This window comes from Nonomuraea sp. NPDC050478, assembly GCF_044458265.1.
GTDB classification, from domain to species: domain Bacteria; phylum Actinomycetota; class Actinomycetes; order Streptosporangiales; family Streptosporangiaceae; genus Nonomuraea; species Nonomuraea ferruginea.
On record NZ_JBITHT010000002.1, the window covers coordinates 443,860 to 466,839 of the forward strand.

Below are 22,980 nucleotides of genomic sequence, written 5' to 3' on the forward strand. Positions count from 1 at the left end.
GCACCGGGATATGACACCGCTCTCGATCCTCGACCGTTCGCTGGTCCGGCAGGGGCAGTCGCCGGCGTCGGCGCTGCGCGACACCGTGCGCTTCGCCCGCGAGGCCGAAAAGCTCGGCTACCACCGGTTCTGGGTGTCGGAGCACCACAGCGTCCCCGGCGTGGCGGGGTCGGCGCCGACCGTGCTGGCGGCGGCCGTCGCGGCGGCCACCTCCCGCATCAGGGTGGGCACCGGCGGCGTGATGCTGCCCAACCACCGGCCGCTGGTGGTGGCCGAGCAGTTCGGCGTGCTGGAGTCGCTGCACCCGGCGCGGATCGACATGGGCCTGGGGCGGTCGGTGGGGTTCACCGGCGCCCAGGACGCGTACCCGGGGGTGCACGCGCTGCCGGCGGAGGGCCTGCGCCCGCAGGTGTTCGTGCTGGCCATGGGCGCGGGCGCGGACATCGCCGCCGCGCACGGCCTCCCCCTGGTGATCGGCGGCGGAGCCCCGGCCGGGGCCGCCGCCCGTTACCGGGCCGCGTTCCGGCCGTCGGAGTGGAGCGCGGCGCCGTACGTGATGGTGGCGGCGAACATCGCGGTCGGCGAGACCGCCGAGCAGGCGGCGCTGCTGCAGGTGCCGGAGGCGTGGTCGACGGCGCACTCGCGGGTACGCGGCGTGTTCCCGCCGCTGCGCCCGCCGGGCGAGATCCTGCGGATGGACCTGCCGGAGCGCGAGCGCGCGCTGCTGGAGGACGCCCGCAAGGGCCAGATCAGCGGGACGGCGGACGAGGTCGCGACGCGGCTGCGCGACCTGGTGACGGTGACGGGCGCCGACGAGGTCCTGGTGACGATGAACACCTACGACCTGGACGACCGCCTGGAGTCGTACCGGCGGCTGGCCGCCCTGGCGTGAGAGATGGGCGCCGTCTTCGCGCCCATCTCACCGTACGGCCGTCAGCTGAGCTCCAGGATGAGCGCCAGCTGCGCGATGAGCACGACGGCGACCGTGCCGACGGCGGCCAGCGCGACGACCATGAGGGACGCGCGGAACAGCGCGGTGACGACCTTGCCGAGCCGGCGGACGGCCGAGATCACGGTCCAGCCGGCGAGGACGGCCAGGAGGTAGAGGAGGCCGCGGGCCATCGCGACGCCCTCAGGGCTGGCGATCGTTTCCATGAGTGCGGGAAGGGCAGAGGTGACGAACATGGTGGGGTCCCTGTGGTTCGGCATCGAGGGGCCTTGGAGCGTGCGGCACTCCGGGGAGTGACGCCTGTTCGTGAGGATGCTCGCCCGGGCGGCGCGGTCTCGCCGGAGGGTCTCTGATCGTCATCTGAATCCCCGTCTGAACTTCAGTAAATCTTCAGCCCCTGACTGAAGACTTGCCCTCCCTTTGATGCATTAATCCCTCTCCTGGGTAAGTCGTAGTGGATTAGAATGGCCGCTTCGCCGATGCGGCCCCGAAGTTTCGGCGTTGGCCTGCGTGTATGCCCTCGCCCCCGGCAGTGGGTAGAGGTTTACTTAAGGTGTTGAACCTCGGATGGGGGTGTCCTCATGGCGGATTCCGGCCAGGCCCTAGCGCACCGGCTCCGGCAACTGCGCCTTCAGCAGTGGCCCGGCAGGAGAGTCAAGCAGCCGCAGCTGGCCCAGGCGCTCAACGTCAGCGTGCCCCTCATCTCGTCGTGGGAGAACGAGGGCAACCCCAAGGTGCCGCCGGTCTCCCGCCTGGAGGCCTACGCGCTGATCTTCTGCAGCCGCCGCTCGCTCAGGGACGACGACCTCGTCCCGGTCGCCGAGGACGAGCTGACCGCGGAGGAGTCACAGCTGCGCGACAAGCTCCTGCAGGAGCTGCTCGACCTGCGCGCGGCCGCTCTGGACCAGAGACCGTCGAGCGCGGTCGTCAACCCGTGGCAGTTCGACGACGGCAAGCAGGTCGTCATCGTCTGCGCGCGGCTTCCCGGGGAGTGGCTGGCGCGCATGCCCTACGTCGATCCCGACGACCCGCACCACATCGAGCTCTACACCTACGCCGACCTCGACGCGCTCTTCGAGCTGCACGGCCACATCCGCGCCTTCAACCCTGCCAGCGAGGTCCGCCGCCACACCCCGGACGAGCTGGAGCCGGACGACCTCACCTCTCATCTGGTGCTGCTCGGCGGCGTCGACTGGAACGACCTGACCACCAACGTCTTCCAGGACCTCGGGCTTCCGGTCGAGCAGGTGAACGACTGGGACGGCGAGCACGGCCCCTACTTCTCCTCCTCGGACCGGCGTTTCCATCCCAAGCTGAGCGGCGGGCGGCTGCGCGAGGACGTGGCGCTGTTCTACCGGGGGGAGAACCCCTACAACGCCGAGTGCACGCTCACGATCTGCAACGGCATGTACGGCCGCGGCACGCTCGGGGTGGCGCGGGCCCTGACCGACGTCAAGTTCAGGGACCGCAACACCGCCTGGCTCCAGGAGCGCTTCGGCGGCCACGAGGCCTACGCGCTGCTGAGCAAGGTCCGCGTCGTCAACGGCAAGGTCATCACCCCCGACTGGACGCTCGACGAGCTGAGGCTGGTCGAATGGCCCGGCTGACCTCGCCGGCGTCGCATCACCATCCCTCCCACCGGCATCTGCTCCAGGCGACCGGCGCGCCCGCGGGCATGGCCAGGATCGACGCGATCGTGGTGCCCACCGCCCGCCCGAGCCGTTACCTCCGGCACGCCTCCCATCTGGCGGAGGTCCTGGGCTGCCCGCTGGTCGTGCTGTGCAGCGGCAGGTGGACCAGCGCCGAGCGGGTGCGGGCCGGGGCCGCTCCCGGCGCCGACGTGATCGCCATCGACTTCACCGCGAGGTCGGCGGCGCGGCTGCCCGCGCTCGAGACGTCCACCGCGCTCCCCCCTAGGCTGAGACGGCACACCGACACGGCCGCCAAGCGCAATTTCGCGCTGGCGCTGGCCAGGATGGCCGGCTGGGAGCGCATCGTGTTCCTCGACGACGACATCGAGGTGGGAGCGCCTGACGACCTCCGCAGGGCGGCCGGGTTGCTCGACGACTTCGACGCGGCCGGGCTGTCGATCGGCGGGTTCCCGGACAACTCGGTCGTGTGCCACGCCTTCCGCGCCGTCGGCGGGCATCAGGAGACCTTCGTCGGCGGTGGCGCGCTGGTCGTGGAGACGGTGCGCGACGTCGCGTTCTTCCCGGACGTCTACAACGAGGACTGGTTCTATCTGCTGAAGGAGGACGGGCTGCGCCCGCTCGCCGTCACGGGCCTGGTCAAGCAGGCGCCCTACGACCCGTTCCGCACGACCGAGAGGGCCAGGGCGGAGGAGACGGGCGACGTGCTGGCCGAGGGCGTGTTCTGGCTGCTCGACGAGGGCAGGACCCTGCGGGAGGCCGATCTGCGGCATTGGACGGAGTTCCTGGCCAGGCGCCGCCTGTTCATCGAGAGCATCCTCGGCCGCCTGCCGCGGGCCCGGGTGAGCCCGGACGAGCGGCGGCGGATGGAAGAGTCGCTCAAGGCCGCGCGCGGGCGGCTGGCCCTGATCAGTCCCGAGCTCTGTCTCGGATACCTCGACAGGTGGCGGGCCGACAGCAAGGTGTGGCGGGAGTTCGTGGAGCTGCTGCCCCGCGGCAGGCCCGTCGAGCAGGCGTTGCGTTATCTCGCCACGCCCGGCCGGGGCGCGCCGTGACCTCCGGGCGGCGATCCGCTGTCTGTTTCGTCCTTTTGTGACAGATCACCGCGATAAGCTGGTTGCCCGCCGTTTCGCCGCTTGATTGTAGAAGTCATGCTGCATGTCCGGATCCGAGCTGCCGTGCACGGGGATCTCGTCGCCCTGGTCAACTCCCTCGGGCAGGAGCCGTACTTCCGGGAGCGGCTGGCGGGTCAGCGGGAGAAGCACGGGGTGCTGCTGGTCGCGTGGGACGGGTTCACCCCCATCGGGGACGTGTACCTGTGGCTGGACCCGGCCGAGGAGCCGGAGGTGCGGGAGCGGCTGCCCGGCGTGCCGTTGCTGACCCACCTGGAGGTGGCTCCCGAGCATCGCAACCAGCGGATCGGCACCCGGCTGATGGGCGCCGCCGAGCGGCGGTTACGCGAGCTCGGCCACGACCGGGTGGCGCTGGGCGTGGATCCGCGCAACCGCCGGGTGTGGCCGCTCTACAGGCGGCTCGGTTACGTGGAGTGGCCGCATCCTCCTGTGCCGACCACGCGCCGGATCTACCTGCCGGGCGGGCGGGTGGAGCAGGTGCCCGACGTGTGCCGGATCCTGGTGAAAGATCTTCGTGAACCTCGGGCCGGCGAAGGCTAGGATTCCCGAACGAAGTTCGGCCAAGTGAGGGATGTCCGGTATGACGACTCGCCAGCATGCCATCGGAGACCTGTTGCGCCGCTCCGCGGCCCGCTATCCCGCCAAGACCGCCATCATCTACGGCGACCTGCGGCAGAGCTACGCCGAGCTCGACCGTACGGTGAACCGCACCGCCAACGCGCTGGCCTCGCGGGGCGTGGGCAAGGGCGACCGGTTCGCGATCCTCTCGCACAACGACCACGCGTTCGTGGTGGCCTACTTCGCGCTGGCCCGGCTGGGCGCGATCTCGGTGCCGATCAACTTCATGCTGGGCCCGGAGGAGGTCGCGTACATCCTGGAGCACGCGGGCGCGTCCGGGATGCTGGTGGAGGAGGCGCTGCTGCCGGTGGCCGAGGGCGCCGTGAGCGACCGGGTCGCGGTGCGCGGCGTCATCGGGGCGGGCCGGGACGGCTGGGAGCCGGTCGGGGACTGGATGGCGCACGGTGACGACGCCGAGCCGGTGGTGGAGATCGGCGACGACGACCCGATCCAGCTCATGTACACCAGCGGCACCGAGTCCCGGCCGAAGGGGGCGACCCTGTCGAGCCGGAGCCTGATCTCCCAGTACGTGACGTGCGTGGTCGACGGTGAGATGAGCGGCGACGACGTGGAGGTGCACGCGCTGCCGCTGTACCACTGCGCCCAGCTGCACTGCTTCCTCACGCCCGGGATCTATCTGGGGGCGACCAACATCGTGCTGCCCGGCGCCGACCCGGCGGGGATCCTGGCGGCGATCGAGTCGGAGCGGGCCACCAAGCTGTTCTGCCCGCCGACGGTCTGGATCGGGCTGCTGCGCCACCCCGACTTCGACCGCCGTGACCTGTCGTCGCTGCGCAAGGGCTACTACGGCGCCTCGATCATGCCGGTCGAGGTGCTGAAGGAGATCGCGGCCCGGCTGCCCGAGGTGCGGCTGTTCAACTTCTACGGGCAGACGGAGATGGCGCCGGTGGCCACGATCCTGCGCCCTGAGGAGCAGCTGACCCGGCTGGGTTCGGCCGGCCGGCCCGCGCTGAACGTGGAGACGCGGATCGTCGGCGACGACGGCGAGCCGCTGCCGCCGGGCGAGGTGGGCGAGATCGCGCACCGCAGCCCGCACGCGATGCTCGGCTACTGGAACGACCCGGAGAAGACCGCGGAGGCGTTCCGCGGAGGCTGGTTCCACAGCGGCGACCTGGGTGTGATGGACGTGGACGGATACCTGTCGGTGGTCGACAGGAAGAAGGACATGATCAAGACAGGCGGCGAGAACGTGGCCAGCCGCGAGGTCGAGGAGGCGATCTACCAGCACCCGTCCGTGGCGGAGGCGGCAGTGTTCGGGGTGCCGGACGAGCGGTGGATCGAGGCCGTGACGGCCGCGGTCGTGCTGCGCGAGGGCGCGAGCCTCACCGCCGACGAGCTGGTGGCGTTCCTGCGGGGCCGGCTGGCTCCGTTCAAGACGCCCAAGCAGGTCCGGTTCGTCGCCGCGCTGCCCAAGAACGCCAGCGGCAAGGTGCTCAAGCGGGAGCTGCGGGAGGCGTTCTGACCATCCCGTAGAAGCTCGCTGACCAGGGAAGACGACGCCGAGTCACGGTGTTGTACGGGAGTGCGTGACAACCTTCTCGACATCCGACGTATCTACTTCGAGCCCGCCGCCGCCGAGCTGCCGCGCGGCCGGGAGATACTCGGCCGCTTCCCTGGTGCCGAGCTGGTCGAGGTCGAGCGGCACGACCGCATCCCGGAGCTGTACGGCGACGAGGCGAACGTCGCCCGCTGGGTCCGGATCAAGACCGAGTCGCTGGTGCTCGGCACCAAGAAGTCGCTGACCGCCCGCCCGAACGGCCGCTCCAGCGACTTCGTCGCGCCGTCCACGGCCAACGGCTGCGCGATGGCGTGCGCGTACTGTTACGTGCCGCGCCGCAAGGGCTACAGCAACCCGATCACGGTGTTCGCCAACATCGACAAGATCACCGGCTATCTCGCCAGGCACGCCGCCAGGCAGGGCGTCAAGCCCGAGCCGGACCAGGTGGACCCGCACGCCTGGGTGTACGACATCGGCGAGAACTCCGACTGCTCGGTGGACGCGACGATCTCCAGGAACGTCCGTGACCTGGTGGAGCTGTTCCGGGACCTGCCGAACGCCAAGGCCAGCTTCGCCACCAAGTACGTCAACCGCGACCTGCTCGGCTGGGATCCGCGCGGGCGCACCAGGATCAGGTTCAGCCTGATGCCGGAGGCCGACTCCAAGCTGCTCGACATCCGCACCTCCCCGGTGGCCGAGCGCATCGCCGCCATCGACGACTTCGTGGCGGCCGGGTACGAGGTGCACGTCAACTTCAGCCCGGTGGTGGTCAGGGACGGCTGGCTGGAGGACTGGGCTGAGCTGCTGGACCGGCTCGGCGACGGGATCGGCGCGGCCGCGCGCGAGCGGCTCGCCGCCGAGGTGATCTTCCTGACCCACAACGACCGGCTGCACGAGGTCAACCTCGGCTGGCATCCGAAGGCCGAGGAGGTACTGTGGCGGCCGGACCTGCAGCAGCCCAAGCGCTCGCAGACGGGCGGCTGGAACGTCCGCTACCGCACCGGCCAGAAGGGCCGGTACGTGGCCGCGCTCACCGATCTCATCGATGAGCGCCTGCCCTTCTGCCGGATCCGCTACGCCTTCTGACGAAGCCGCCGTCTTGTCCGGGCCCCCCGGCGAGCCCACAATCTGGGTATCCGTCAACGGGGTGCGCCATGGCTGGGGTGTGGGAGGGGCTGGCCGATCCGCTGACCGCCGTCATCGTCGCCGTGATCCTGGTGGTGCTGGCTTCCGTCAGCGAGTCCTGCCTGCTCAAACTGGTGTTGCTGGCCGCCGCCGTCGCGGCGCTGGTGTGGATGGGGCTGAGTCACGCCGCCACCGGGCGGCCCGTGGAGTGGAGGTGGGAGAGCGTGCTCTCCTTCCTCGAACGGCCGATCGTGGCGCTGGTGCTCGCGCTGGTGCTGGCGTTCATCGGCACCCGGTCGGGCTGGCGGCTGGCGAATCTCCTGGCGTTCTGCGGGGCGGCGGCCGCGTTCTTGTGGGCGGCCATCCGCTATCAGGCGGTGGGCGGCATCGTCTCCGCCACCGTGAGCACGGCCGGGACGGTCCTGATCTGGCTGATCGCCGCCATCGTCGTGGTGACGCTGGCGCTCGTCGCCGCCGTGGTGGTCATGTTCCTGGCGTCCCCGCCGCGCCGCCCGCCGCGGCGGCCCCGCCCGACGCGGGACGGGCCGCCGCCGGAGCGCGCCGGCCGTTTCACCGGGCTCGCCGATGAGCTGGCCGAGCTGCTGGAGGACGACCACGTGCTGGACGGTCCCGGTTCGCTGCTGCGCTTCTACTTCTCAGGGCTGCGCGACGTACGGGACGAGATCGCGGACATCCACCGGCGCTGCGACCGGGAGATCGTGGACCTGGCCGAGGCCGCGCCGGCGGAGTTCCCTGAGCTGGAGCCGGGCCCGCTGCGCCGGCTGGCCCGCAGGCGCACGGCGCTGCCGGACCGGGACGAGTGGGCGGAGCTGATGGACGAGCTGGAGGTGCCCGTCCCGTACGCCGCCATGCGGCTGCTGCTGGTGCGCCGCGACTGGCGGGAGGTGGCGACGATCTTCTACAAGTGTTACGTGTGCGCGCGGCTGCTGGGCGGCGCCCCATGAGAGCGGACTCAGCGCGTCGCCGTGCCGCGCATCCCGAAGATGATCACCGCTCCGGCGGCCAGGTGCATCAGGGCGAGCGTGAGCTGTGAGCCCGCGTTCACCCCGCCGAGCGGGCCGAGCAGCGACAGCATGAGGACGGCCGCGGCGACCGCGGTCCAGATGGCGCGGGCGCGCCGGGTGAGGCGTTCGAGGACGGCCAGCAGGGCCCAGCCGGCGAGCCCGGCGACGGCGGTGGCGATCACCACCGCCACGGGCCCGACCGCGATGGTCCCGGCTCCGCCCCGGGCGGCGAGGTCGACGCCGGCGATCGGGACGGCCACGAGCCAGACGGCCAGTGTGGCGGCGACGGCGACGGCGATGGTGGGAAGGCGGCGGGTCATGCGCGCGACTCCTCTCTCCTGAGCGGCTCGTACAGGCTGCTCCAGCCGTTGTAGAGCCCGCTCAGCACGTAGTGGACGTTGGTGATGATCACGGCGACGAGGGTCGCGACCGCGTACAGGAGCATCCCTGTCACGCGCACCGTGTCGACGGGCAGCGCGTACGCGATGGCCACCCGGGCGGCGGCGTCGAGCAGCAGCACGACGCCCCAGACGGCGGACGACACCCGCCAGACGCGGCGGAACCTGGGCAGCCGCTCCCAGTAGACCTCCCACGGCTCGCGCACCGGCCCGAACGGGTAACGGTGCTCCAGCAGCGGCCGGGTGAAGAGGTAGGCGAGAGGCCGGGACATCCTGGTCGAGGCCAGGAACCAGATGCCGGCCGCCGCCGTGACCCAGCCCTCCTTGGCCAGCAGCATCCGCTCGTCGCCGCTGACCAGCGTCACCACCACGGCGACGGCGAACATGGCGGTGAAGAACGCGCTCAGCCCGTCGAGCTTGCGCTCGCGCAGCAGCTTGTAACCGGTGAACCCGGCCGACACCAGCGTGTCGGCCAGCAGCGCCAGGTAGACGCTGACCCCCGCGGCGCGTAACCCGTAATAGATCACGACGGGCACGCCGATGTTGACGGCGATCGTCAGCCACCGCCCCCTCACGGCTCCGCCCTGGTGGCCAGGTCGAACATCGTCTCCAGCTCGCGCGCCGTCAGCTCCAGGTCGAGGCCGGGCCTGGAGCGCAGCAGGAACGGCAGGCCGTCGAGCGAGCGCTGGATCGTGGCGGCCATCACGAACGGGTCGAACGCGCGGAACTCCCCCCGCTCCTGGCCCTCGCGCAGAATGAGCTCCAGGTGGCTCAGCGTCCGAATCTCCTCCTCCGGGCCGTAGGAGCCGGCCTCGCCCGGATGGCTGAGGAAGATCGTCATCAGCGCCTCCATCTCGTCGCGGTGCGCGGCGTTGAACGCGACCAGGCCGCCGATGTAGGCGCGCAGCCGGCTCCTGGCGTCGGGCTGCGCGCTGACCCGCTCGTGCATGAACCGCCCGAGCTTCTCGTGCACGTGCCCGACCACGGCGGCCATCAGCTCGTCCTTGCCGGCGAAGTGGTACGAGATCAGCCGCGTGCTGCTCAGCCCCGCCCGCTCGGCGATCTTCGCGAACGAGGTGTGCCCGTAGCCGAGCCGCCCGAGGGTCTCGATAGTCGCGGCGATGATCTGCGCGCGCCTGGCGTCCCCCGTGAACGTCCGCTTTCTTACTTGCATGAGTAAACAGTAACTCATCCAAGTAACTCCGGGAACCCCTCTCGCGGGTTTACGGTGCGCCCATGACGATCCGCAGCCTGTTCGCGAGTGTGCTGGCCGTGCTGTCGGCCGGTACCGTCGCCCTCGTGGTGACCCCATCGACTTCCGCCGCGACGGCCGCCGACCACGGCCGCCGCGCCCAGCCGCCCGTCGTCATCGGCCATCGCGGCGCCAGTGCCCACCGCCCCGAGCACACGCTGCTCTCGTACGAGGCCGCGATCGCGATGGGAGCCGACTACATCGAGCCCGACCTCGTCCCCACCAAGGACGGCGTCCTCGTCGCCCGGCACGAGAACGAGATCTCGCAGACCACCGACGTGGCCCAGCGGGCGGAGTTCGCCGGCAGGCGCGCCACCAAGACGATCGACGGCCGCGCGGTGACCGGGTGGTTCACCGAGGACTTCACGCTCGCCGAGCTGAAGACCCTGCGGGCCAGGGAGCGGGTGCCCGACCTGCGCCCGGACAACACTGCTTTCGACGGGACGGCCCAGATCCCCACCTTCGAGGAGGTGGTCGAGCTGGCGCTGCGGCACGGGGTGGGCGTCTACCCGGAGACCAAGCACCCGACCTACTTCGACTCCATCGGCCTGTCGCTGGAGGAGCCGCTGCTGGAGACGCTGGAGCGCAACCGCGTGCGGAAGGCGTACATCCAGTCGTTCGAGACGGCCAACCTGCGCGAGCTGTCCGGCAGGACGCGGCTGCCGCTCGTCCAGCTCATCGGCGCGACCGGCGCCCCCTACGACTGGGTCGCGGCCGGGAACGGCCGCACCTACGACGACATGGTCACCCCGGAGGGCCTGCGGGAGGTCGCCCGGTACGCCGGCGCGATCGGCGTCGACACCCGGCGCGTGCTGCCCGTCGGCGCCGACGGCCGGACCCTGGAGCCGACCGCCCTGGTCCGCGACGCCCACCGCGGGCGGCTGGACGTGCACGTGTGGACCGTGCGCAACGAGAACTCCCAGCTCCCCGCCGACCACCGGCTCGGGAACCCCGACAGCCCCGCCTACCCGCGCGCCACCGGTGACGTGGCGGGCTTCCTGGGCCGGCTGCTGGAGCTGGGCGTCGACGGCGCGTTCTGCGACGACCCCGCGATGGGCCGGGCCGTCGTCTCGCGTCACGCCCGCTGACATGACGACCGACCAGCACGGGCTCGCCGTGAGCGGGGCGGGGCGGGCCGCCGTCCGCCACTACGACCGGGCCGTCGACGCGCTGCTGCACTTCCGTCCCGAGGTCGAGGCCGAGACGGCGGCGGCGCTGGCCGAGGCGCCCGGCTTCCCCATGGCCAACGTGCTGAGCGCCTACCTCGGGCTGCTCACCACCGAGCCGGCCCCGGCCCGCGAGGCTCGCGAGCGCTTCGCCGCCTTCCTGCGCCGCGCGGACCCGACGGCGTGGTCACCGCGCGAGCGGGCGCACGCCGAGGCGGCCGGCGCGCTGCTCGGCGGCGACCTCACGCGCTGCGGCGCGCTGCTCGCGCGCATCACCGAGCGGCACCCGCGCGACGCGCTCGCGCTGGCCGCCGGGCACCAGGTCGACTTCTTCACCGGCGACGCCCGCTCCCTGCGCGACCGGATCGGCGGCGCGCTCAGCGCCTGGCACGACGACGACCCGCACTACGGGCATCTGCTCGGGATGTACGCGTTCGGGCTGGAGGAGGCCGGCCACTACGACCGCTCCGAGGAGGTGGGGCTGCGGGCCGTCGAGCTGAACCGGCGCGACGTGTGGGGCATCCACACGGTCGCGCACACGTACGAGATGCAGGGACGTTTCGGTGACGGCATCCGCTTTCTGGACGAGCGGGTCGGCGACTGGTCCACCGGGACGTTCTTCAACGTGCACACCTGGTGGCACTACACCCTGTACGCGCTGGAACGCGGCGAGACCGGCCGGGTGCTGGACATCTACGACGCGGTGCTGGCCGGCGGCGAGACCGCGATGCAGTTGCTGGACGCCTCGGCCCTGCTGTGGCGCCTCTACCTGGAGGGCGTCGTGCCGGACGGGCGGTGGGCGGCGCTGGCGGACGCGTGGCCGGACAAGATGGACGAGGCCTGTCACGCGTTCAACGACATGCACGCGGTCATGGCGTACGTGGGAGCGGGCCGCGCCGGCGAGGCGGAGCGGCTCATCGCGGCGCGGGAGGCGTACGTGCGCGAGCCGCGTCCCGGGGTCACCAACCAGGCGATGACCGCGCGGGTGGGGCTGCCGGTGTGCCGGGCGCTGGTGGCCTACGGGCGGGGCGACCATGACCGGGTCGTCGAGCTGCTCCAGCCGGTCAGGCACCGGGTGAACGAGGCCGGCGGCAGCCACGCGCAGCGGGACGCGGTGCAGAGGACGCTGCTGGAGTCGGCGCTGCGGGCCGGGCGGCACGAGCTGGCGCGGGTGCTGGTGAGCGAGCGGGTGCACCTGCGGCCGTGCAGCCCGTTCAACTGGCTGAAGCGGGGCGCCCTGGCCGAGGCGCTCGGTGACCGCGCCGCCGCGGCCGCCGCGCGGGACGAGGCCGCCCGGCTGGCCCTGGCGGGAGGATCTGTCGGGGGCGCCGAGTAGGGTTTCGGCCATGGAAAGCCGACTGACCTTGATGGCCGTGCACGCCCACCCCGACGACGAGTGCCTGAGCACCGGCGGGGTGCTCGCCCGCTACGCCGCGGAGGGCGTCCGCACGGTTCTGGTCACCTGCACCAACGGCGAGCAGGGTGACGGCCCCGGCGGGGTGAAGCCCGGCGAGGCCGGCCACGACGCCGCCGAGGTGGCCGAGCGCCGGCTGGCCGAGTTGCGCGCCTCCGCCGACCATCTCGGCATCGAGCACGTCGAGCTGCTCGGCTACCGCGACTCCGGCATGGCGGGCTGGTCGACCAACGACCACCCTGACGCCTTCGCCAACGTGTCCGTGGAGTCGGCGGCCGCCCGGCTGACCGAGCTGATGGCGCGTTACCGCCCGCAGGTGGTGGTGACCTACGACGAGACGGGCGGCAGCGGCTACGGCCATCCCGACCACGTCCAGGCCCACCGCGTCGCCGTGGCCGCCGTCAACGGCGGCGGCGTCCCCGACAAGCTCTACTACACGGCGATCCCGCGCGCCGCGATCGCCAACATGGCCGCGACCCTCCGCGAGTCGGGCATCGACCTGGGCTTCGAGCCCGACGACGACTTCGGCACCCCCGACGAGCTGGTCAACGCCATCGTCGACGTCTCGGCCTACGTCGACCGCAAGCTCAAGGCCCTGGAGGCGCACGCCAGCCAGGGCGAAAACATCTTCCCGCTGCGCATGCCCCCGCAGGCCCAGCAGCAGATGTTCTCCCACGAGGCGTTCACCCGCGTCCAGAGCCGCGTCAAGACCCCGGCCCACGAGGACGACCTCTTCACCGGCCTCCGCTGACGCGGCCCTGCCAGGCGGCTCTGCCCGCTCCGACCCGGGCGAAGGAAGGGCCGATGACCTCCGCGGTCACCGGCCCTGGCGCACGCATCGGGCGGCCACCGCCCTCCACACGCATCGGGCCGGCGCGGGAGGACGGATCTCTCCGGACACCGGCTGATCGTGCAGGGTGTGGCGTGAGAGGGTGGGCGGGTGATCGCGGTGCTGGGTGAGTGCGTCGCCGACGCGTTCGCGGAACGGCGGGCGGGTGAGCTGACGCTGCGGGTGCTGCCGGGCGGCGGGCCGGCGAACACGGCGGCGGCGCTGGCCGGGCTCGGCACGCCGGCGCGGTTCCTGGGGCGCATCTCGGGTGACGTGTTCGGGGAGCTGTTCCGGGAGCGGCTGGCCGGGGTGGATCTGACGTACGCCGTCGAGGCCCGCGAGCCGAGCACGCTCGCGGTGGCGGGCCTGGACGACGCCGGCAAGGCGCGTTACGGCTTCCACGCCGAGGGCACCGCCGACTGGCAGTGGACCGGCGCCGAGCTGGCCGGCCCGGTGCTGGACGGCGTGCGGTGCCTGCACACCGGGTCGCTGGCGCTGGTCAGGCCGCCGGGACGGGACGTGGTGGAGGCGTTCGCGGCGGCGGCCGCGCGGCGGGTGACGGTCTCGGTCGATCCCAACGTACGGCCGAGCCTCGCCACGCGGGAGGCGTACGCGGTCGAGCGGTGGTGCGCCTTCGCCGACATCCTGCGGCTCAGCGACGACGACCTGGCCTTCCTGCGGCCCGGCGAGCCGGTGGAGCGGGTGTGCGACGAGTGGCACGCCGCCGGGGCGCGGCTCGTGGTGGTGACGCGGGGCCCGGCGGGGGCGCTGGTGTCGCTCGGCGGGGTCCGGACGGAGGTGCCCGCGCCTCAGGTGGACGTGGTCGACACGGTGGGGGCGGGCGACGCGTTCACGGCCGGGCTGCTGCACTGGTTCGACGGGCGCGGGTTGCTCGGCGGCCGGTTGGACGGGCTGGATCCGGCCACGGCGCGGGAGGCGGCGGCGTTCGCGGCGAAGGTGGCGGCGCTGGCCTGCACGGTGCGGGGCGCCGACCTCCCCCGTGACGCCGGTGCGGTGGCGGGCCGCTGAGCGTCAGCGCGGGCGGGCCAGCGCGTCGCGGACGTCCATGAGGGCGAAGCCGAGCAGGTTGAGCCCGCGCCAGGTGGCGGGCGAGGCGGCGGCCGGGTCGTCGGCGGCCAGCCCGATGCCCCACACCCGGTCCAGCGGGCTGGCCTCGACCAGCACCCGCCCGCCGGTGGTCAGCAGGAACTCCTTCAGCTCGGCGTGCTGCCCGAACTTGGCGAGGTTGCCCCGTACCACGATCTCGTAGCGGTGGGCGGCCCAGGTCTCCTCGTCGAAGCCGCCGACGGCGCGCCCGAGCTTCTTCGCCTCGCCGGGATGGGCGGCGGCGAGGATCTTCTCGGCGGCCACCTCGTCGCCGAACAGCAGCGCCTTGTGCGCCATCATGTAGTGCTCGGCCGACCGGTAGTGGCGCCCGTCCTCGGTGAACCCGGCGGGCCACCACTGGCTGAGGCAGCCGCGGCCCGCCGTGCCGTCGCGGGCGGGCTGGTGGCCCCAGAAGTAGAGATAGCGCGGCGGTCGCCCGGCCAGCTCTGCGGCCACGGCTTCGGGGACTGACCGGGGAAGCTTCTCGGACATGGCCTTACTGTGTCACAGCCTCCCTGTGTAACACCCGCGTCACACCCGCGTCACACCCCGCGCGACGGCATGCCCGTGCGGCGAGGGGCGCGGTTTGCCACAGGGGTGACCGGGGCAGACGAGGTGCTACGGACGAACCGGGAGTTTCCATGGCCGAGTATGAGGCGACGCGTGGCATGCCTGCCGAAAGCAGGGTGGTGTCCGGCGTCGCGTCCGACGTCACGCTGGTGAACAGGTGGCTGCTGCGCGAGCGTGCCGACGAAGTGCGCGGCATGCTCGACGAGTCACTCTCGCGTGAGATCGGTAACCGCCTGAACAACAACTCGGGCTGAATGGGTGACTCCTCCGCTCCCTGAAGGGAGCGGCTTCTCGCTAAGCCGCTTCCGCAGCCTCACGAAGGGCAAGCCCTGCCCTCAAGATGTTGACCGCCGCGTTCACATCAGCGTGCGCGGCATGCCCGCACGACATGCACCGGAACTCAGCCTGGGTGACGCGGTTCTCCTTCGCCACGTGCCCGCATTCGGCGCACGTGCGGGAGGTGCCGGCGGGGTTCACCGCGATCAGCTCTCGACCGGCGCTCTCAGCCTTGTGCGACAGGATCGTCAGGAACACCCCCCAACCCGCATCCAGAATCGAACGGTTGAGACCGGCCTTTTGAGCGACGTTCCGGCCGGAAGCCTCGATCGTGCCGGACGCGCTGCGGGTCATGTTCGTGAGCCGCAGGTCCTCGTGCACGATCACGTCATAGGCGCCGACCAGGACGAGCGCGGCCTTGTGCGCGTGATCGAGCCGCTGACGGCGGACCTTGCCGTGCAGGGCGGCGACGCGGGCCACCGCCTTGCGCCGCCGCCGGGAGCCCCGCCGCTTGCGGGCCAGGTCACGCTGCGCGTCCGCCAGACGGCCGGCGGTCGCGGCCAGATGACGCGGGTTCGCCACCCGCACGCCGTCGGAGGTGGTGACGAGCGAGGCCACACCCAGGTCGATCCCGGCCACCGCACCCGTCGCAGGCAGGGGTTCGGCAGGCACGTCGTCGCACGACAGGACCAGATACCAGCGGGAGCCCTCACGCTTGACGCTGATGGTCTTGACCCGGCCTTTCACGGGCCGGTGCCGGTGGACGCGGACGTGCCCGACACCCTGCAACCGGACGAAGGTCACCTTCGGGTGTTCGGGCTGGGAGCCCCACCGGCAGCCGTCGCCGTCCTTGGGCCACTCGACGGTGTCGAACCGGCCGCGTCCTTTGAAACGCGGGAAGCCCGGGGTGTGCCCGGCCTTGACCCGGCGGAAGAACGCGGCGAACGCCTTGTCGAGGCGTCGCAGGGTGGCCTGCTGGGAGGAGAAGGACCAGCGGCCCTGCCCGCCGGGGTCATCGCCCCGGATATGTTTCAGCTCGGCGGACTGATCGCCGTAGCGGACGCTCACTCCTGCTTTGGCGTAGGCGGTGCGGCGGTGCTCCAGGGCGGCGTTGTAGAGCTGCCGGTGATCCTCCAGGCACTCTGCCAGCGCCGCCGCCTGCTTGGTGGTGGGGCGCAGCAGGAACTTCAACGATCTGCGCACACCCACCTCCTGTCACGTTCGGTAACGACAACACCACGATATCGGCTCGCGCCGACAAAACCAGGAAGGGTATCCGTGACGCGCGGACCTGACCGGTCAGCGCACGCTCGGGCCTTGCAGTCCCTCCCGCTCCCGATTCCCCCGCCGCCTCAAGGCGCCGGTCCCTTCGGGGGGCTCTGATGGAGTGGCTGCTCATCCTGCACGCGGCGGCCGCGTTCTGCGCTCCCTGGCTGGTCCGGCGGTTCGGACGGGACGCGCTGCTGCTGCTCGCGGCGGCACCGGCGGCCGGCTTCGTCTACACCCTGCTGGGGCCGGAGGCGTCCGTCCGTCCGTGGGCTCCGGCGCTCGGCATCTCGCTGGCGTTCCGCGCCGACGCGCTGGGCCTGCTGATGATGGCGCTGGTGACCGGCGTCGGCGCGCTCGTCATGGTCTACAGCTCGCGCTACTTCTACCGGGGCGACGAGGGCCTGGGGCGGTTCGGCGCGGCCATGACGGCGTTCGCCGGCGCCATGCTGGGCCTGGTCACGGCCGACGACCTGCTGCTGCTGTACGTGTTCTGGGAGCTGACGACGGTCTTCTCGTACCTGCTGATCGGGCATCACCCGGAGAGCCGGTCGAGCAGGCGGGCCGGCATGCAGGCGCTGGTCGTCACCACCCTGGGCGGGCTGGCGATGCTGGCCGGGTTCGTGATGATCGGGCAGTCGGCGGGCACCTACCAGATCTCCGCCATCCTGGCGGACCCGCCCGAGGTGGGGCCGGTGGCGCTGGTGCTGGTGCTGGTCGGGGCGCTGTCCAAGTCGGCGATCTTCCCGTTCAGCGCGTGGCTGCCCGCGGCGATGGCCGCCCCCACGCCGGTGTCGGCTTACCTGCACGCGGCGGCGATGGTCAAGGCGGGCGTCTACCTGCTGGCCCGGCTGGGCCCGGCGTTCGGCGACGCGACGGTGTGGCGGGCGGTGGCGGTGCCGCTGGGTGCGCTGACGATGCTGCTGGGCGGCTGGCGGGCGCTGCGGGAGACCGATCTGAAGAGGCTGCTCGCGTACGGGACGGTCGGCCAGCTCGGCTTCCTGATCGTGCTGTTCGGCGCCGGCACCGGGGCGACCGCGCTGGCCGGGGTGGCGATGCTGCTCGGGCACGCGCTGTTCAAGGCGACCCTGTTCCTGGTCGTGGGGGTGGTGGACCGCGCGGCGGGCCGGCGTGATCTGCGCGGGCTGAGCGGGCTGGGCCGTTCGATGCCGTGGACGTGCGCGGCGGCGGTGCTGGCCGGGGCGTCGATGGTGGGGCTGCCGCCGCTGGTCGGGTTCGTGGGCAAGGAGGCGGCGCTGGAGGCGCTGCTGGCCGACCCGTTCGTCCTGGCGGCGGTGGTGGCCGGGTCGGCGCTGACCGCCGCCTACACGCTGCGGTTCCTGTGGGGGGCGTTCGCGGACAAGCCGCACAGGAAGCGGTCGAAGCTGAAGCGGCCGCTGGTGCTCATGGTGGCGCCGGCCGTGCTGCTGGCCGGGCTCGGGCTGGTGCTGGCGCCGCTGGCGGGCATGTTCGAGACGGCCATGTCCGGCTACACGGCCTCCTTCCCCGACCCGGGGCACGGCACCCACCTGGCGCTCTGGAGCGGGGTGGGGGCGCCGCTGCTGCTGTCGGCGGCCACACTGGTCGTCGGCGTGCTGCTGTTCCTGGCGCGCGAGCCGGTGGCGCGGCTGGGGTCGGCGATGCACATCACCGACTCCGGCGTGGCGTTCTGGAACGCGCTGCGCCGCACCGACCTGGCGGCGCTCCAGCTCACCGGCATCGTCCAGCGCGGCTCGGTGCCCGACTACGTGCTCCTCACGCTCGCCACCCTGGCCGGCATCGGGACGCTCGCCCTGTCCTACGGTCCTCCGCTCGCGCTGGACGCGCCGGTGACGGGGTGGCAGCGGCCCGAGCAGCCGCTGCTCGCCGTGCTGATCGCGGCCGCGGTCGTGCTCGCCCTGCGTGCCCACAGCTATCTGCTGCTGGCCATCTCCTGCGGCATGACCGGGTACGGGGTCGCGCTGCTGTTCCTCGCCCACGGCTCCCCCGACCTGGCGCTGACCCAGTTCCTGGCCGAGACCCTCAGCATGGTCATATTCGTGCTGGTGCTGAGACGCGTGTCGAACCCGCCGGTGCCGGCCAGGCTGCCTTTCGCGCTCCGGCTCGGCATCGGTCTCGTGACCGGGGCGGTGGTGGTCGTGGCGGGCATCCTGGCGATGGACGCCCGGCAGGCCCCGCCGGTCGGCGACCTCATGGCCGGGGCGGCGGAGCGGGCCGGGGCCGGCAACATCGTCAGCGCCCTGCTGCTCGACATCCGGGCCTGGGACACGATGGGCGAGAGCACCGTGATCCTGGTGCTCACGCTGGGCGTCACCAGTCTGGTGTACCTGCGCCGCACCTCGTACGCGATCGACAGGCGGCCGGCGCCCCCGCGTCCCGGCCGGCCCTGGCTGGCGTCGGCGCTGCCGGAGGAGCATCGGTCGCTCGCGTTCGAGGTAGCCGCCCGCCTGACCTTCCACACGGTCCTGCTGCTCTCGGTCTTCCTGCTGTTCGTCGGGCACGGGCGGGTCGGCGGCGGTTTCGCGGGCGGGATCGTGGCCGGGCTGGCGATCACGGTCCGCTACCTGGCGGGCGGGCGCGACGAGCTGGCCAGGGCGGTGCCGGTGCACCCGGGGGTGCTGCTCGGGGTCGGGCTCACGATGTCGGTCGGCACGGCGCTCATCGGGATGGCGTTCGGCGGTGAGGCGCTGCGCATGCTGGCCGCCGACGTGACGGTGCCGCTGGTCGGCACCCTGCACCTGTCCACGGTGCTGCTGTTCGACCTGGGGATCTATCTGACGGTGGTGGGAATGGTGCAGGACGTGTTGCGGGCGCTCGGCGCCGAGGTGGACGAGCAGATCGAGGCGCGATGACGATTTCGCTGGTGCCGCTGGCCGTGTGCGGGCTCCTCGTCGCCGCCGGGGTGACGCTGCTGCTGGAGCGGAGCCTGGTCCGGGTGCTGGCGGGCGTGATCCTGCTCGGCAACGGGGTGAACCTGCTGATCCTCACCACCGGCGGCGACGCCGGCGACCCGCCGCTGCTCGGCCGGGCCGAGCCGGACCAGATGGCCGACCCGCTCCCCCAGGCCATGGTCCTGACCGCGATCGTCATCACGCTGGGCGTCACCGCGTTCCTGCTCTCGATGGTGCACCGGGCCTGGCAGCTGCGCGGCTCCGACGAGGTCAGCGACGACACCGAGGACCGCTGGGTGCGGCTGCGCGCCCGGCGCGGGCAGCTGGGCGAGCGGGTGCGCGCCCGGCAGGCGGAGTACGACCGGCTGGTCGCCGAGCAGCGCGCCGAGTTGCACGCCGAGCTGCGTGACGAGCCGACCAGGGGTGAGCGGATGGCGCACCGGCGGGCCGACCGCAGGCGCCTCAAGGCCCGCCAGCGGGAGGCGCGCAAGCAGATGCGGCGGGCCATCAGAGCCGAGCGGGAGCGCCAGGCGCTCGCGCTCGACCCCGAGCTGGAGGGCGACGAGTAGTGGAGGCGCTGATCCCGGTCCCGGTGCTGCTGCCGCTGCTGGCGGCGGGCATCAAGCTGGCCATCGGCGCGCGGCTGCGGCATCTGCAGGGTGTCATCAGCATCTTCGCGCTGGCCGTCAACCTGGTGGTGTCGGCGGTGCTGCTCGCCCAGGTCGACCAGCACGGGCCGATGGTGGCGCGGATCGGCGGCTGGGAGGCGCCGATCGGGATCTCGCTGGTCGCCGACCGGCTGTCCGCGCTCATGCTGGTGACCTCGTCGGCGGTGACGCTGTGCGTGATGGTGTACTCGGTGGTCAGCGCCTACGACCGGCAGGAGGACGTCGCCCCGATGGCGATCTTCCACCCGGCGTTCCTGGTGATGCTGGCCGGGGTGGCGAACGCGTTCCTGACCGGTGACCTGTTCAACCTGTTCGTGGCGTTCGAGATGCTGCTGAGCGGGTCGTACGTGCTGCTCACATTCGGCGGGACCCAGTCCAGGATCCGGGCCGGGGCCACGTACACGGTCATGGCGCTGATGTCGTCGATGCTGTTCCTCATCGCGCTGGCGATCGTGTACGCGGCCACCGGGACGCTGTCGATCGCCCAGCTCGCCGTGCGGTTCGCGGACCTCACGCCGCAGGTGAAGCTGCTGGTGGAGCTGTTCCTGCTGCTGGCGTTCGCGATCAAGGCGGCGATCTTCCCCGTGTCGGGCTGGCTGCCGGACTCCTATCCGACCGCGCCCGCGCCGGCGACGGCGGTGTTCGCCGGGCTGCTCACGAAGGTCGGCGTGTACGCGATCTTCCGGCTGGAGGCGCTGCTGTTCCCCGGCGGGCCGGTGGGGACGCTGCTGCTGTGGGCGGCGCTGGCCACGCTGCTGCTGGGCGTGCTGGGCGCGGTGGCGCAGACGGACATCAAACGGATGCTGTCGTTCACGCTGGTCAGCCACGTCGGCTACATGGTGATGGGGGTGGGCCTGGCGACCGTGGCGGGGCTGGCGGGCGCCGTCTTCTACGCGGTGCACCACATGACCGTGCAGACGAGCCTGTTCCTGGTGGCGGGGCTGATCGAGCGGCGCTCGGGCACCACGTCGGTGAACCGGCTGGGCGGGCTGATGCGGAAGGCGCCGCTGCTGTCGGTGCTGTTCTTCGTGCCCGCGATGAACCTGTCGGGCATCCCGCCGATGTCCGGCTTCCTGGGCAAGCTGGCGCTGATCCAGGCCGGGCTGGAGGTCGGCGGCGCGCTCCCGATCGCGCTGGTCGCGGCCGCGCTGGTGACGAGCCTGCTCACGCTGTACGCGGTGGCGAAGGTGTGGGGCAAGGCGTTCTGGCGGGAGCCGCAGGGCGAGGGCGAGAGCCGGGCGGACGCCGCTGAGGAGCAGATGGAGCGGAGCGCGGCGAACACGCCGGGCCTGTACGGGCCGGTGACGGCGCTGGTGGTCCTGGGGCTGGCCTACACGGTGCTGGCCGGGCCACTGTCGTCGCTGACCGAGCGGGCGGCCGACGAACTGCTGGCGCGGCAGCCGTACATCACCGCGGTCCTGGGGTCGGGATGACGGAGCCTTCGGAGGCCGGCCCTCAGGAGCCGGAGCGGCAGGGGAAGACGCGCGACCGGCTGGCGCCGCGGCTGTTCGGCCGGCCGGTGCCGCTGGCGCTGGTCTGCTGGCTGGCGCTGATCTGGATGATGCTCTGGGGCGATCTGTCCTTCGGCACCCTGGTGGGCGGGCTGATCGCCGGAGCCGTGGTCACGTGGCTGCTGCCGCTGCCGGTGCTCGATCCCGGCATCCGGTTCCGGCCGCTGCCGTTCATCCGGTTCCTGGCCTGGTTCCTGCTCGACCTGGTGACCTCGACGGCGCGGGTGGTGTTCTGGGTGCTGCGGTCGCCGTCGCCGCCGACCGCGATCGTGCCGGTACGCCTGCGCACCTCGTCGGAGGCCATGACGGTCATGATCATGATCGGGGTGACGACGGTGCCGGGCAGCCTCGTGCTGGGAGCCGACCGGGAGCGGCGGGAGCTGACCATCCACGTGCTCGGCCGGTCCGGCCCCCACGCGGTGGTGGCGGCGCTCACCCAGGACGAGGTGACCGCGTTGGAGACGCGGATCGTGGCGGCGTTCGGTACGCGCGCCGACCGGAAGGAGCTCGGATGACCACGGTGTATCTGGTGACGCTGGTGCTGCTCGCCGTCGGCGCGGCGGGGGCGCTCTACCGGCTGGGGAGGGGCCCGACCACGCTGGACCGGGCGGTGTCGGTGGACATGATCACCTCGCTGGCCATGTGCGGCGCGGGAGCGTACGCCGCCGTCTACGGCGACTACTCCGACGTCCCGATCCTGCTGGTGCTGTCGCTGCTCGGGTTCGTCGGGACCGTCTCGCTGGCCCGCTACTTCCCGGAGGGGAACGAGTGAACGTGCTGGACGTCGCGGCGGCCGTCTGCCTGCTCGCCGGGGCGGCGCTCGCGCTGACCGCCGGATGGGGCATGGTGCGCTTCCGCACCACACTCGACCGGATGCACGTCGCCACCAAGCCCCAGGTGCTCTGCGTGCTGCTGGTGCTGCTGGCGATGTGGCTGCGCCAGCCGACCTGGGCCACGGCAGGGCCGTTGCTCATCGTCGCCGTGGCCCAGATCATCACCGTGTCGGTGGCCGCGTACGTGGTGGCGCGGGCCGACTACCGCCGGTCAGACGCCGGCGGCGGCTCCTCCTGAGCGGCGGCCGTCGCTCTCGTCAGGCGCGGTGTCGTCGGGGCGGGCGGACCGGTCGAGCGCCGGCTGGCCGAACCACGCCCAGGCGGCCAGCGCCGCCACCCCGCCCGCGGTGACCCACGCCAGCGTGGAGTGGAACAGGAAGTCGACCACCAGCATCGTCGCGGACGTCATCGACAGGGCCAGCGCGAGGGCGCCCGCGAGACCGTAGTGGTTGGAGCGGCGGACCAGCTTCTCCTTCAGCCCCTGGCGGAACAGCACCCGGTGCTGGTTGGCCGGGGCGATGTAACAGATCGAGGCGCACGCCGCCGACACCAGCGCCACGAAGAACAACCACCGGTCGAACGCGCTCAGCCGCTCGAAGCCCTGCGAGAACGGCACGGTCAGCAGAAAGGCGAACAGCACCTGGACACCGGTCACCGCGACGCGGGCGCCCTGCAGTAACTCGACGAAGTTGCGATCGGCGCGTTCCTGCCGGGTCTCCTTCTCCTGTTCCGGCACCTGTTGCACGAGGACCGCCTCCCACCTGTTCCGATACATCTCGAA

General features: G+C 72.1%; 25 protein-coding genes. 18 read left to right on the forward strand and 7 right to left on the reverse strand.

All coding sequences use genetic code 11. The annotated features are described in order from the left end of the window. Nucleotides 1-10: 10 nt before the first annotated feature. Entirely contained in the window at nucleotides 11-892 is an 882-nt protein-coding gene (locus ACIBF7_RS10100) for an MsnO8 family LLM class oxidoreductase (protein WP_397196892.1), read from the forward strand. Between the two features lie 41 nt (nucleotides 893-933). Here ACIBF7_RS10100 and ACIBF7_RS10105 read toward each other — a convergent pair whose 3' ends face one another. Next, nucleotides 934-1,185: a hypothetical protein gene (locus ACIBF7_RS10105; RefSeq protein ID WP_148032132.1), complete on the reverse strand. Its 252-nt coding sequence runs from the start codon at nucleotides 1,183-1,185 to the stop codon at nucleotides 934-936. Nucleotides 1,186-1,530: 345 nt separating this feature from the next. Here ACIBF7_RS10105 and ACIBF7_RS10110 point away from each other — a divergent pair, with 345 nt between their 5' ends. The 6 genes from ACIBF7_RS10110 to ACIBF7_RS10135 all read left to right on the forward strand — a co-directional run bounded on the left by ACIBF7_RS10110 (nucleotide 1,531) and on the right by ACIBF7_RS10135 (nucleotide 7,958). Next, nucleotides 1,531-2,556, forward strand: coding sequence for an XRE family transcriptional regulator (locus ACIBF7_RS10110; protein ID WP_364235192.1), 1,026 nt, complete (start codon nucleotides 1,531-1,533; stop codon nucleotides 2,554-2,556). Then, nucleotides 2,544-3,653 carry a hypothetical protein gene (locus tag ACIBF7_RS10115; RefSeq protein ID WP_397196893.1) on the forward strand — a complete coding sequence of 370 codons (1,110 nt, stop codon included), beginning with the start codon at nucleotides 2,544-2,546 and terminating at the stop codon, nucleotides 3,651-3,653. Before ACIBF7_RS10110 ends, ACIBF7_RS10115 begins: the two co-directional genes overlap by 13 nt. A 96-nt stretch (nucleotides 3,654-3,749) precedes the next feature. Then, entirely contained in the window at nucleotides 3,750-4,271 is a 522-nt protein-coding gene (locus ACIBF7_RS10120) for a GNAT family N-acetyltransferase (protein WP_148032135.1), read from the forward strand. A 40-nt stretch (nucleotides 4,272-4,311) separates the two neighbouring features. Then, nucleotides 4,312-5,832, forward strand: a complete 1,521-nt coding sequence (locus ACIBF7_RS10125; protein WP_397196894.1) for an acyl-CoA synthetase — start codon at nucleotides 4,312-4,314, stop codon at nucleotides 5,830-5,832. Nucleotides 5,833-5,892: 60 nt separating this feature from the next. Next, nucleotides 5,893-6,954: a spore photoproduct lyase family protein gene (locus tag ACIBF7_RS10130; RefSeq protein WP_271279301.1), complete on the forward strand. Its 1,062-nt coding sequence runs from the start codon at nucleotides 5,893-5,895 to the stop codon at nucleotides 6,952-6,954. Nucleotides 6,955-7,022: 68 nt separating this feature from the next. Next, complete coding sequence (locus tag ACIBF7_RS10135) at nucleotides 7,023-7,958, forward strand: hypothetical protein (protein WP_397196895.1); 936 nt, start codon at nucleotides 7,023-7,025, stop codon at nucleotides 7,956-7,958. A gap of 8 nt (nucleotides 7,959-7,966) precedes the next feature. On the opposite strand, the gene ACIBF7_RS10140 is transcribed toward ACIBF7_RS10135, so the two are convergent. The 3 genes from ACIBF7_RS10140 to ACIBF7_RS10150 are packed head-to-tail and all read right to left on the reverse strand — an operon-like array spanning nucleotide 7,967 to nucleotide 9,590. Then, on the reverse strand, nucleotides 7,967-8,338 hold the full coding sequence (locus tag ACIBF7_RS10140) for a DUF6069 family protein (protein ID WP_397196896.1): 372 nt from the start codon (nucleotides 8,336-8,338) through the stop codon (nucleotides 7,967-7,969). Further along, nucleotides 8,335-8,991: a VC0807 family protein gene (locus ACIBF7_RS10145; protein WP_148032140.1), complete on the reverse strand. Its 657-nt coding sequence runs from the start codon at nucleotides 8,989-8,991 to the stop codon at nucleotides 8,335-8,337. Before ACIBF7_RS10145 ends, ACIBF7_RS10140 begins: the two co-directional genes overlap by 4 nt. Further along, on the reverse strand, nucleotides 8,988-9,590 hold the full coding sequence (locus ACIBF7_RS10150) for a TetR/AcrR family transcriptional regulator (RefSeq protein WP_219549101.1): 603 nt from the start codon (nucleotides 9,588-9,590) through the stop codon (nucleotides 8,988-8,990). The genes ACIBF7_RS10145 and ACIBF7_RS10150 overlap by 4 nt, the downstream gene beginning before the upstream one ends. A 62-nt stretch (nucleotides 9,591-9,652) precedes the next feature. Between ACIBF7_RS10150 and ACIBF7_RS10155 the strand changes: the two genes are divergently transcribed. The 4 genes from ACIBF7_RS10155 to ACIBF7_RS10170 all read left to right on the forward strand — a co-directional run bounded on the left by ACIBF7_RS10155 (nucleotide 9,653) and on the right by ACIBF7_RS10170 (nucleotide 14,106). Continuing rightward, the gene (locus tag ACIBF7_RS10155) at nucleotides 9,653-10,756 is read left to right on the forward strand and encodes a glycerophosphodiester phosphodiesterase family protein (protein ID WP_397196897.1); all 1,104 of its coding nucleotides are present in this window, start codon (nucleotides 9,653-9,655) and stop codon (nucleotides 10,754-10,756) included. 1 nt (nucleotide 10,757) lies between these two features. Beyond that, nucleotides 10,758-12,170: a tetratricopeptide repeat protein gene (locus ACIBF7_RS10160; RefSeq protein ID WP_345482594.1), complete on the forward strand. Its 1,413-nt coding sequence runs from the start codon at nucleotides 10,758-10,760 to the stop codon at nucleotides 12,168-12,170. Nucleotides 12,171-12,180: 10 nt separating this feature from the next. Next, nucleotides 12,181-12,999, forward strand: coding sequence for a PIG-L family deacetylase (locus ACIBF7_RS10165; RefSeq protein ID WP_148032142.1), 819 nt, complete (start codon nucleotides 12,181-12,183; stop codon nucleotides 12,997-12,999). Nucleotides 13,000-13,188: 189 nt separating this feature from the next. After that, nucleotides 13,189-14,106, forward strand: a complete 918-nt coding sequence (locus ACIBF7_RS10170) for a carbohydrate kinase (protein WP_397196898.1) — start codon at nucleotides 13,189-13,191, stop codon at nucleotides 14,104-14,106. A 3-nt stretch (nucleotides 14,107-14,109) separates the two neighbouring features. Here ACIBF7_RS10170 and ACIBF7_RS10175 read toward each other — a convergent pair whose 3' ends face one another. Next, nucleotides 14,110-14,676 (reverse strand): NADAR family protein, encoded by a 567-nt coding sequence (locus ACIBF7_RS10175; protein ID WP_219549090.1) that lies wholly within the window; start codon nucleotides 14,674-14,676, stop codon nucleotides 14,110-14,112. Between the two features lie 149 nt (nucleotides 14,677-14,825). Between ACIBF7_RS10175 and ACIBF7_RS10180 the strand changes: the two genes are divergently transcribed. Beyond that, nucleotides 14,826-15,008, forward strand: a complete 183-nt coding sequence (locus ACIBF7_RS10180; protein WP_397196899.1) for a hypothetical protein — start codon at nucleotides 14,826-14,828, stop codon at nucleotides 15,006-15,008. Between the two features lie 40 nt (nucleotides 15,009-15,048). Here the strand turns inward: ACIBF7_RS10180 and ACIBF7_RS10185 are convergent, their stop codons facing one another. Then, nucleotides 15,049-16,233 carry an RNA-guided endonuclease InsQ/TnpB family protein gene (locus ACIBF7_RS10185; protein WP_397196900.1) on the reverse strand — a complete coding sequence of 395 codons (1,185 nt, stop codon included), beginning with the start codon at nucleotides 16,231-16,233 and terminating at the stop codon, nucleotides 15,049-15,051. Nucleotides 16,234-16,412: 179 nt separating this feature from the next. On the opposite strand from ACIBF7_RS10185, the gene ACIBF7_RS10190 reads away from it, so the two are divergent. Genes ACIBF7_RS10190 through ACIBF7_RS10215 form a run of 6 tightly spaced genes read left to right on the forward strand, consistent with a single transcriptional unit; the run spans nucleotide 16,413 to nucleotide 22,437 of the window. Beyond that, the gene (locus tag ACIBF7_RS10190; RefSeq protein WP_397196901.1) at nucleotides 16,413-19,148 is read left to right on the forward strand and encodes a Na+/H+ antiporter subunit A; all 2,736 of its coding nucleotides are present in this window, start codon (nucleotides 16,413-16,415) and stop codon (nucleotides 19,146-19,148) included. Beyond that, complete coding sequence (locus ACIBF7_RS10195; RefSeq protein WP_148032147.1) at nucleotides 19,145-19,756, forward strand: Na(+)/H(+) antiporter subunit C; 612 nt, start codon at nucleotides 19,145-19,147, stop codon at nucleotides 19,754-19,756. The genes ACIBF7_RS10190 and ACIBF7_RS10195 overlap by 4 nt, the downstream gene beginning before the upstream one ends. Further along, the gene (locus ACIBF7_RS10200) at nucleotides 19,756-21,288 is read left to right on the forward strand and encodes a Na+/H+ antiporter subunit D (protein WP_397196902.1); all 1,533 of its coding nucleotides are present in this window, start codon (nucleotides 19,756-19,758) and stop codon (nucleotides 21,286-21,288) included. Before ACIBF7_RS10195 ends, ACIBF7_RS10200 begins: the two co-directional genes overlap by 1 nt. Continuing rightward, nucleotides 21,285-21,881 (forward strand): Na+/H+ antiporter subunit E, encoded by a 597-nt coding sequence (locus ACIBF7_RS10205; protein ID WP_397196903.1) that lies wholly within the window; start codon nucleotides 21,285-21,287, stop codon nucleotides 21,879-21,881. Before ACIBF7_RS10200 ends, ACIBF7_RS10205 begins: the two co-directional genes overlap by 4 nt. Next, a complete protein-coding gene (locus tag ACIBF7_RS10210) occupies nucleotides 21,878-22,138 on the forward strand; it encodes a monovalent cation/H+ antiporter complex subunit F (RefSeq protein WP_148032150.1) in 261 nt (86 codons plus the stop codon). The genes ACIBF7_RS10205 and ACIBF7_RS10210 overlap by 4 nt, the downstream gene beginning before the upstream one ends. Further along, the gene (locus ACIBF7_RS10215) at nucleotides 22,135-22,437 is read left to right on the forward strand and encodes a monovalent cation/H(+) antiporter subunit G (protein WP_148032151.1); all 303 of its coding nucleotides are present in this window, start codon (nucleotides 22,135-22,137) and stop codon (nucleotides 22,435-22,437) included. The genes ACIBF7_RS10210 and ACIBF7_RS10215 overlap by 4 nt, the downstream gene beginning before the upstream one ends. Here the strand turns inward: ACIBF7_RS10215 and ACIBF7_RS10220 are convergent. Further along, nucleotides 22,411-22,974, reverse strand: coding sequence for a DUF6328 family protein (locus ACIBF7_RS10220; RefSeq protein ID WP_222708972.1), 564 nt, complete (start codon nucleotides 22,972-22,974; stop codon nucleotides 22,411-22,413). The two genes, ACIBF7_RS10215 and ACIBF7_RS10220, sit on opposite strands and share 27 nt — an antisense overlap. Nucleotides 22,975-22,980 lie beyond the last annotated feature (6 nt).

Bases quoted from the DNA above. Each gene is read 5' to 3' on its own strand.
- ACIBF7_RS10155 (WP_397196897.1), top strand. From the start codon at position 9,653: ATGACGATCCGCAGCCTGTTCGCGAGTGTGCTGGCCGTGCTGTCGGCC.
- ACIBF7_RS10140 (WP_397196896.1), bottom strand. From the start codon at position 8,338: ATGACCCGCCGCCTTCCCACCATCGCCGTCGCCGTCGCCGCCACACTG.
- ACIBF7_RS10125 (WP_397196894.1), top strand. From the start codon at position 4,312: ATGACGACTCGCCAGCATGCCATCGGAGACCTGTTGCGCCGCTCCGCG.
- ACIBF7_RS10135 (WP_397196895.1), top strand. From the start codon at position 7,023: ATGGCTGGGGTGTGGGAGGGGCTGGCCGATCCGCTGACCGCCGTCATC.
- ACIBF7_RS10110 (WP_364235192.1), top strand. From the start codon at position 1,531: ATGGCGGATTCCGGCCAGGCCCTAGCGCACCGGCTCCGGCAACTGCGC.
- ACIBF7_RS10105 (WP_148032132.1), bottom strand. From the start codon at position 1,185: ATGTTCGTCACCTCTGCCCTTCCCGCACTCATGGAAACGATCGCCAGC.
- ACIBF7_RS10100 (WP_397196892.1), top strand. From the start codon at position 11: ATGACACCGCTCTCGATCCTCGACCGTTCGCTGGTCCGGCAGGGGCAG.
- ACIBF7_RS10190 (WP_397196901.1), top strand. From the start codon at position 16,413: ATGGAGTGGCTGCTCATCCTGCACGCGGCGGCCGCGTTCTGCGCTCCC.
- ACIBF7_RS10120 (WP_148032135.1), top strand. From the start codon at position 3,750: ATGCTGCATGTCCGGATCCGAGCTGCCGTGCACGGGGATCTCGTCGCC.
- ACIBF7_RS10180 (WP_397196899.1), top strand. From the start codon at position 14,826: ATGGCCGAGTATGAGGCGACGCGTGGCATGCCTGCCGAAAGCAGGGTG.
- ACIBF7_RS10150 (WP_219549101.1), bottom strand. From the start codon at position 9,590: ATGCAAGTAAGAAAGCGGACGTTCACGGGGGACGCCAGGCGCGCGCAG.
- ACIBF7_RS10160 (WP_345482594.1), top strand. From the start codon at position 10,758: ATGACGACCGACCAGCACGGGCTCGCCGTGAGCGGGGCGGGGCGGGCC.
- ACIBF7_RS10195 (WP_148032147.1), top strand. From the start codon at position 19,145: ATGACGATTTCGCTGGTGCCGCTGGCCGTGTGCGGGCTCCTCGTCGCC.
- ACIBF7_RS10210 (WP_148032150.1), top strand. From the start codon at position 21,878: ATGACCACGGTGTATCTGGTGACGCTGGTGCTGCTCGCCGTCGGCGCG.
- ACIBF7_RS10175 (WP_219549090.1), bottom strand. From the start codon at position 14,676: ATGTCCGAGAAGCTTCCCCGGTCAGTCCCCGAAGCCGTGGCCGCAGAG.
- ACIBF7_RS10165 (WP_148032142.1), top strand. From the start codon at position 12,181: ATGGAAAGCCGACTGACCTTGATGGCCGTGCACGCCCACCCCGACGAC.
- ACIBF7_RS10220 (WP_222708972.1), bottom strand. From the start codon at position 22,974: ATGTATCGGAACAGGTGGGAGGCGGTCCTCGTGCAACAGGTGCCGGAA.
- ACIBF7_RS10205 (WP_397196903.1), top strand. From the start codon at position 21,285: ATGACGGAGCCTTCGGAGGCCGGCCCTCAGGAGCCGGAGCGGCAGGGG.
- ACIBF7_RS10115 (WP_397196893.1), top strand. From the start codon at position 2,544: ATGGCCCGGCTGACCTCGCCGGCGTCGCATCACCATCCCTCCCACCGG.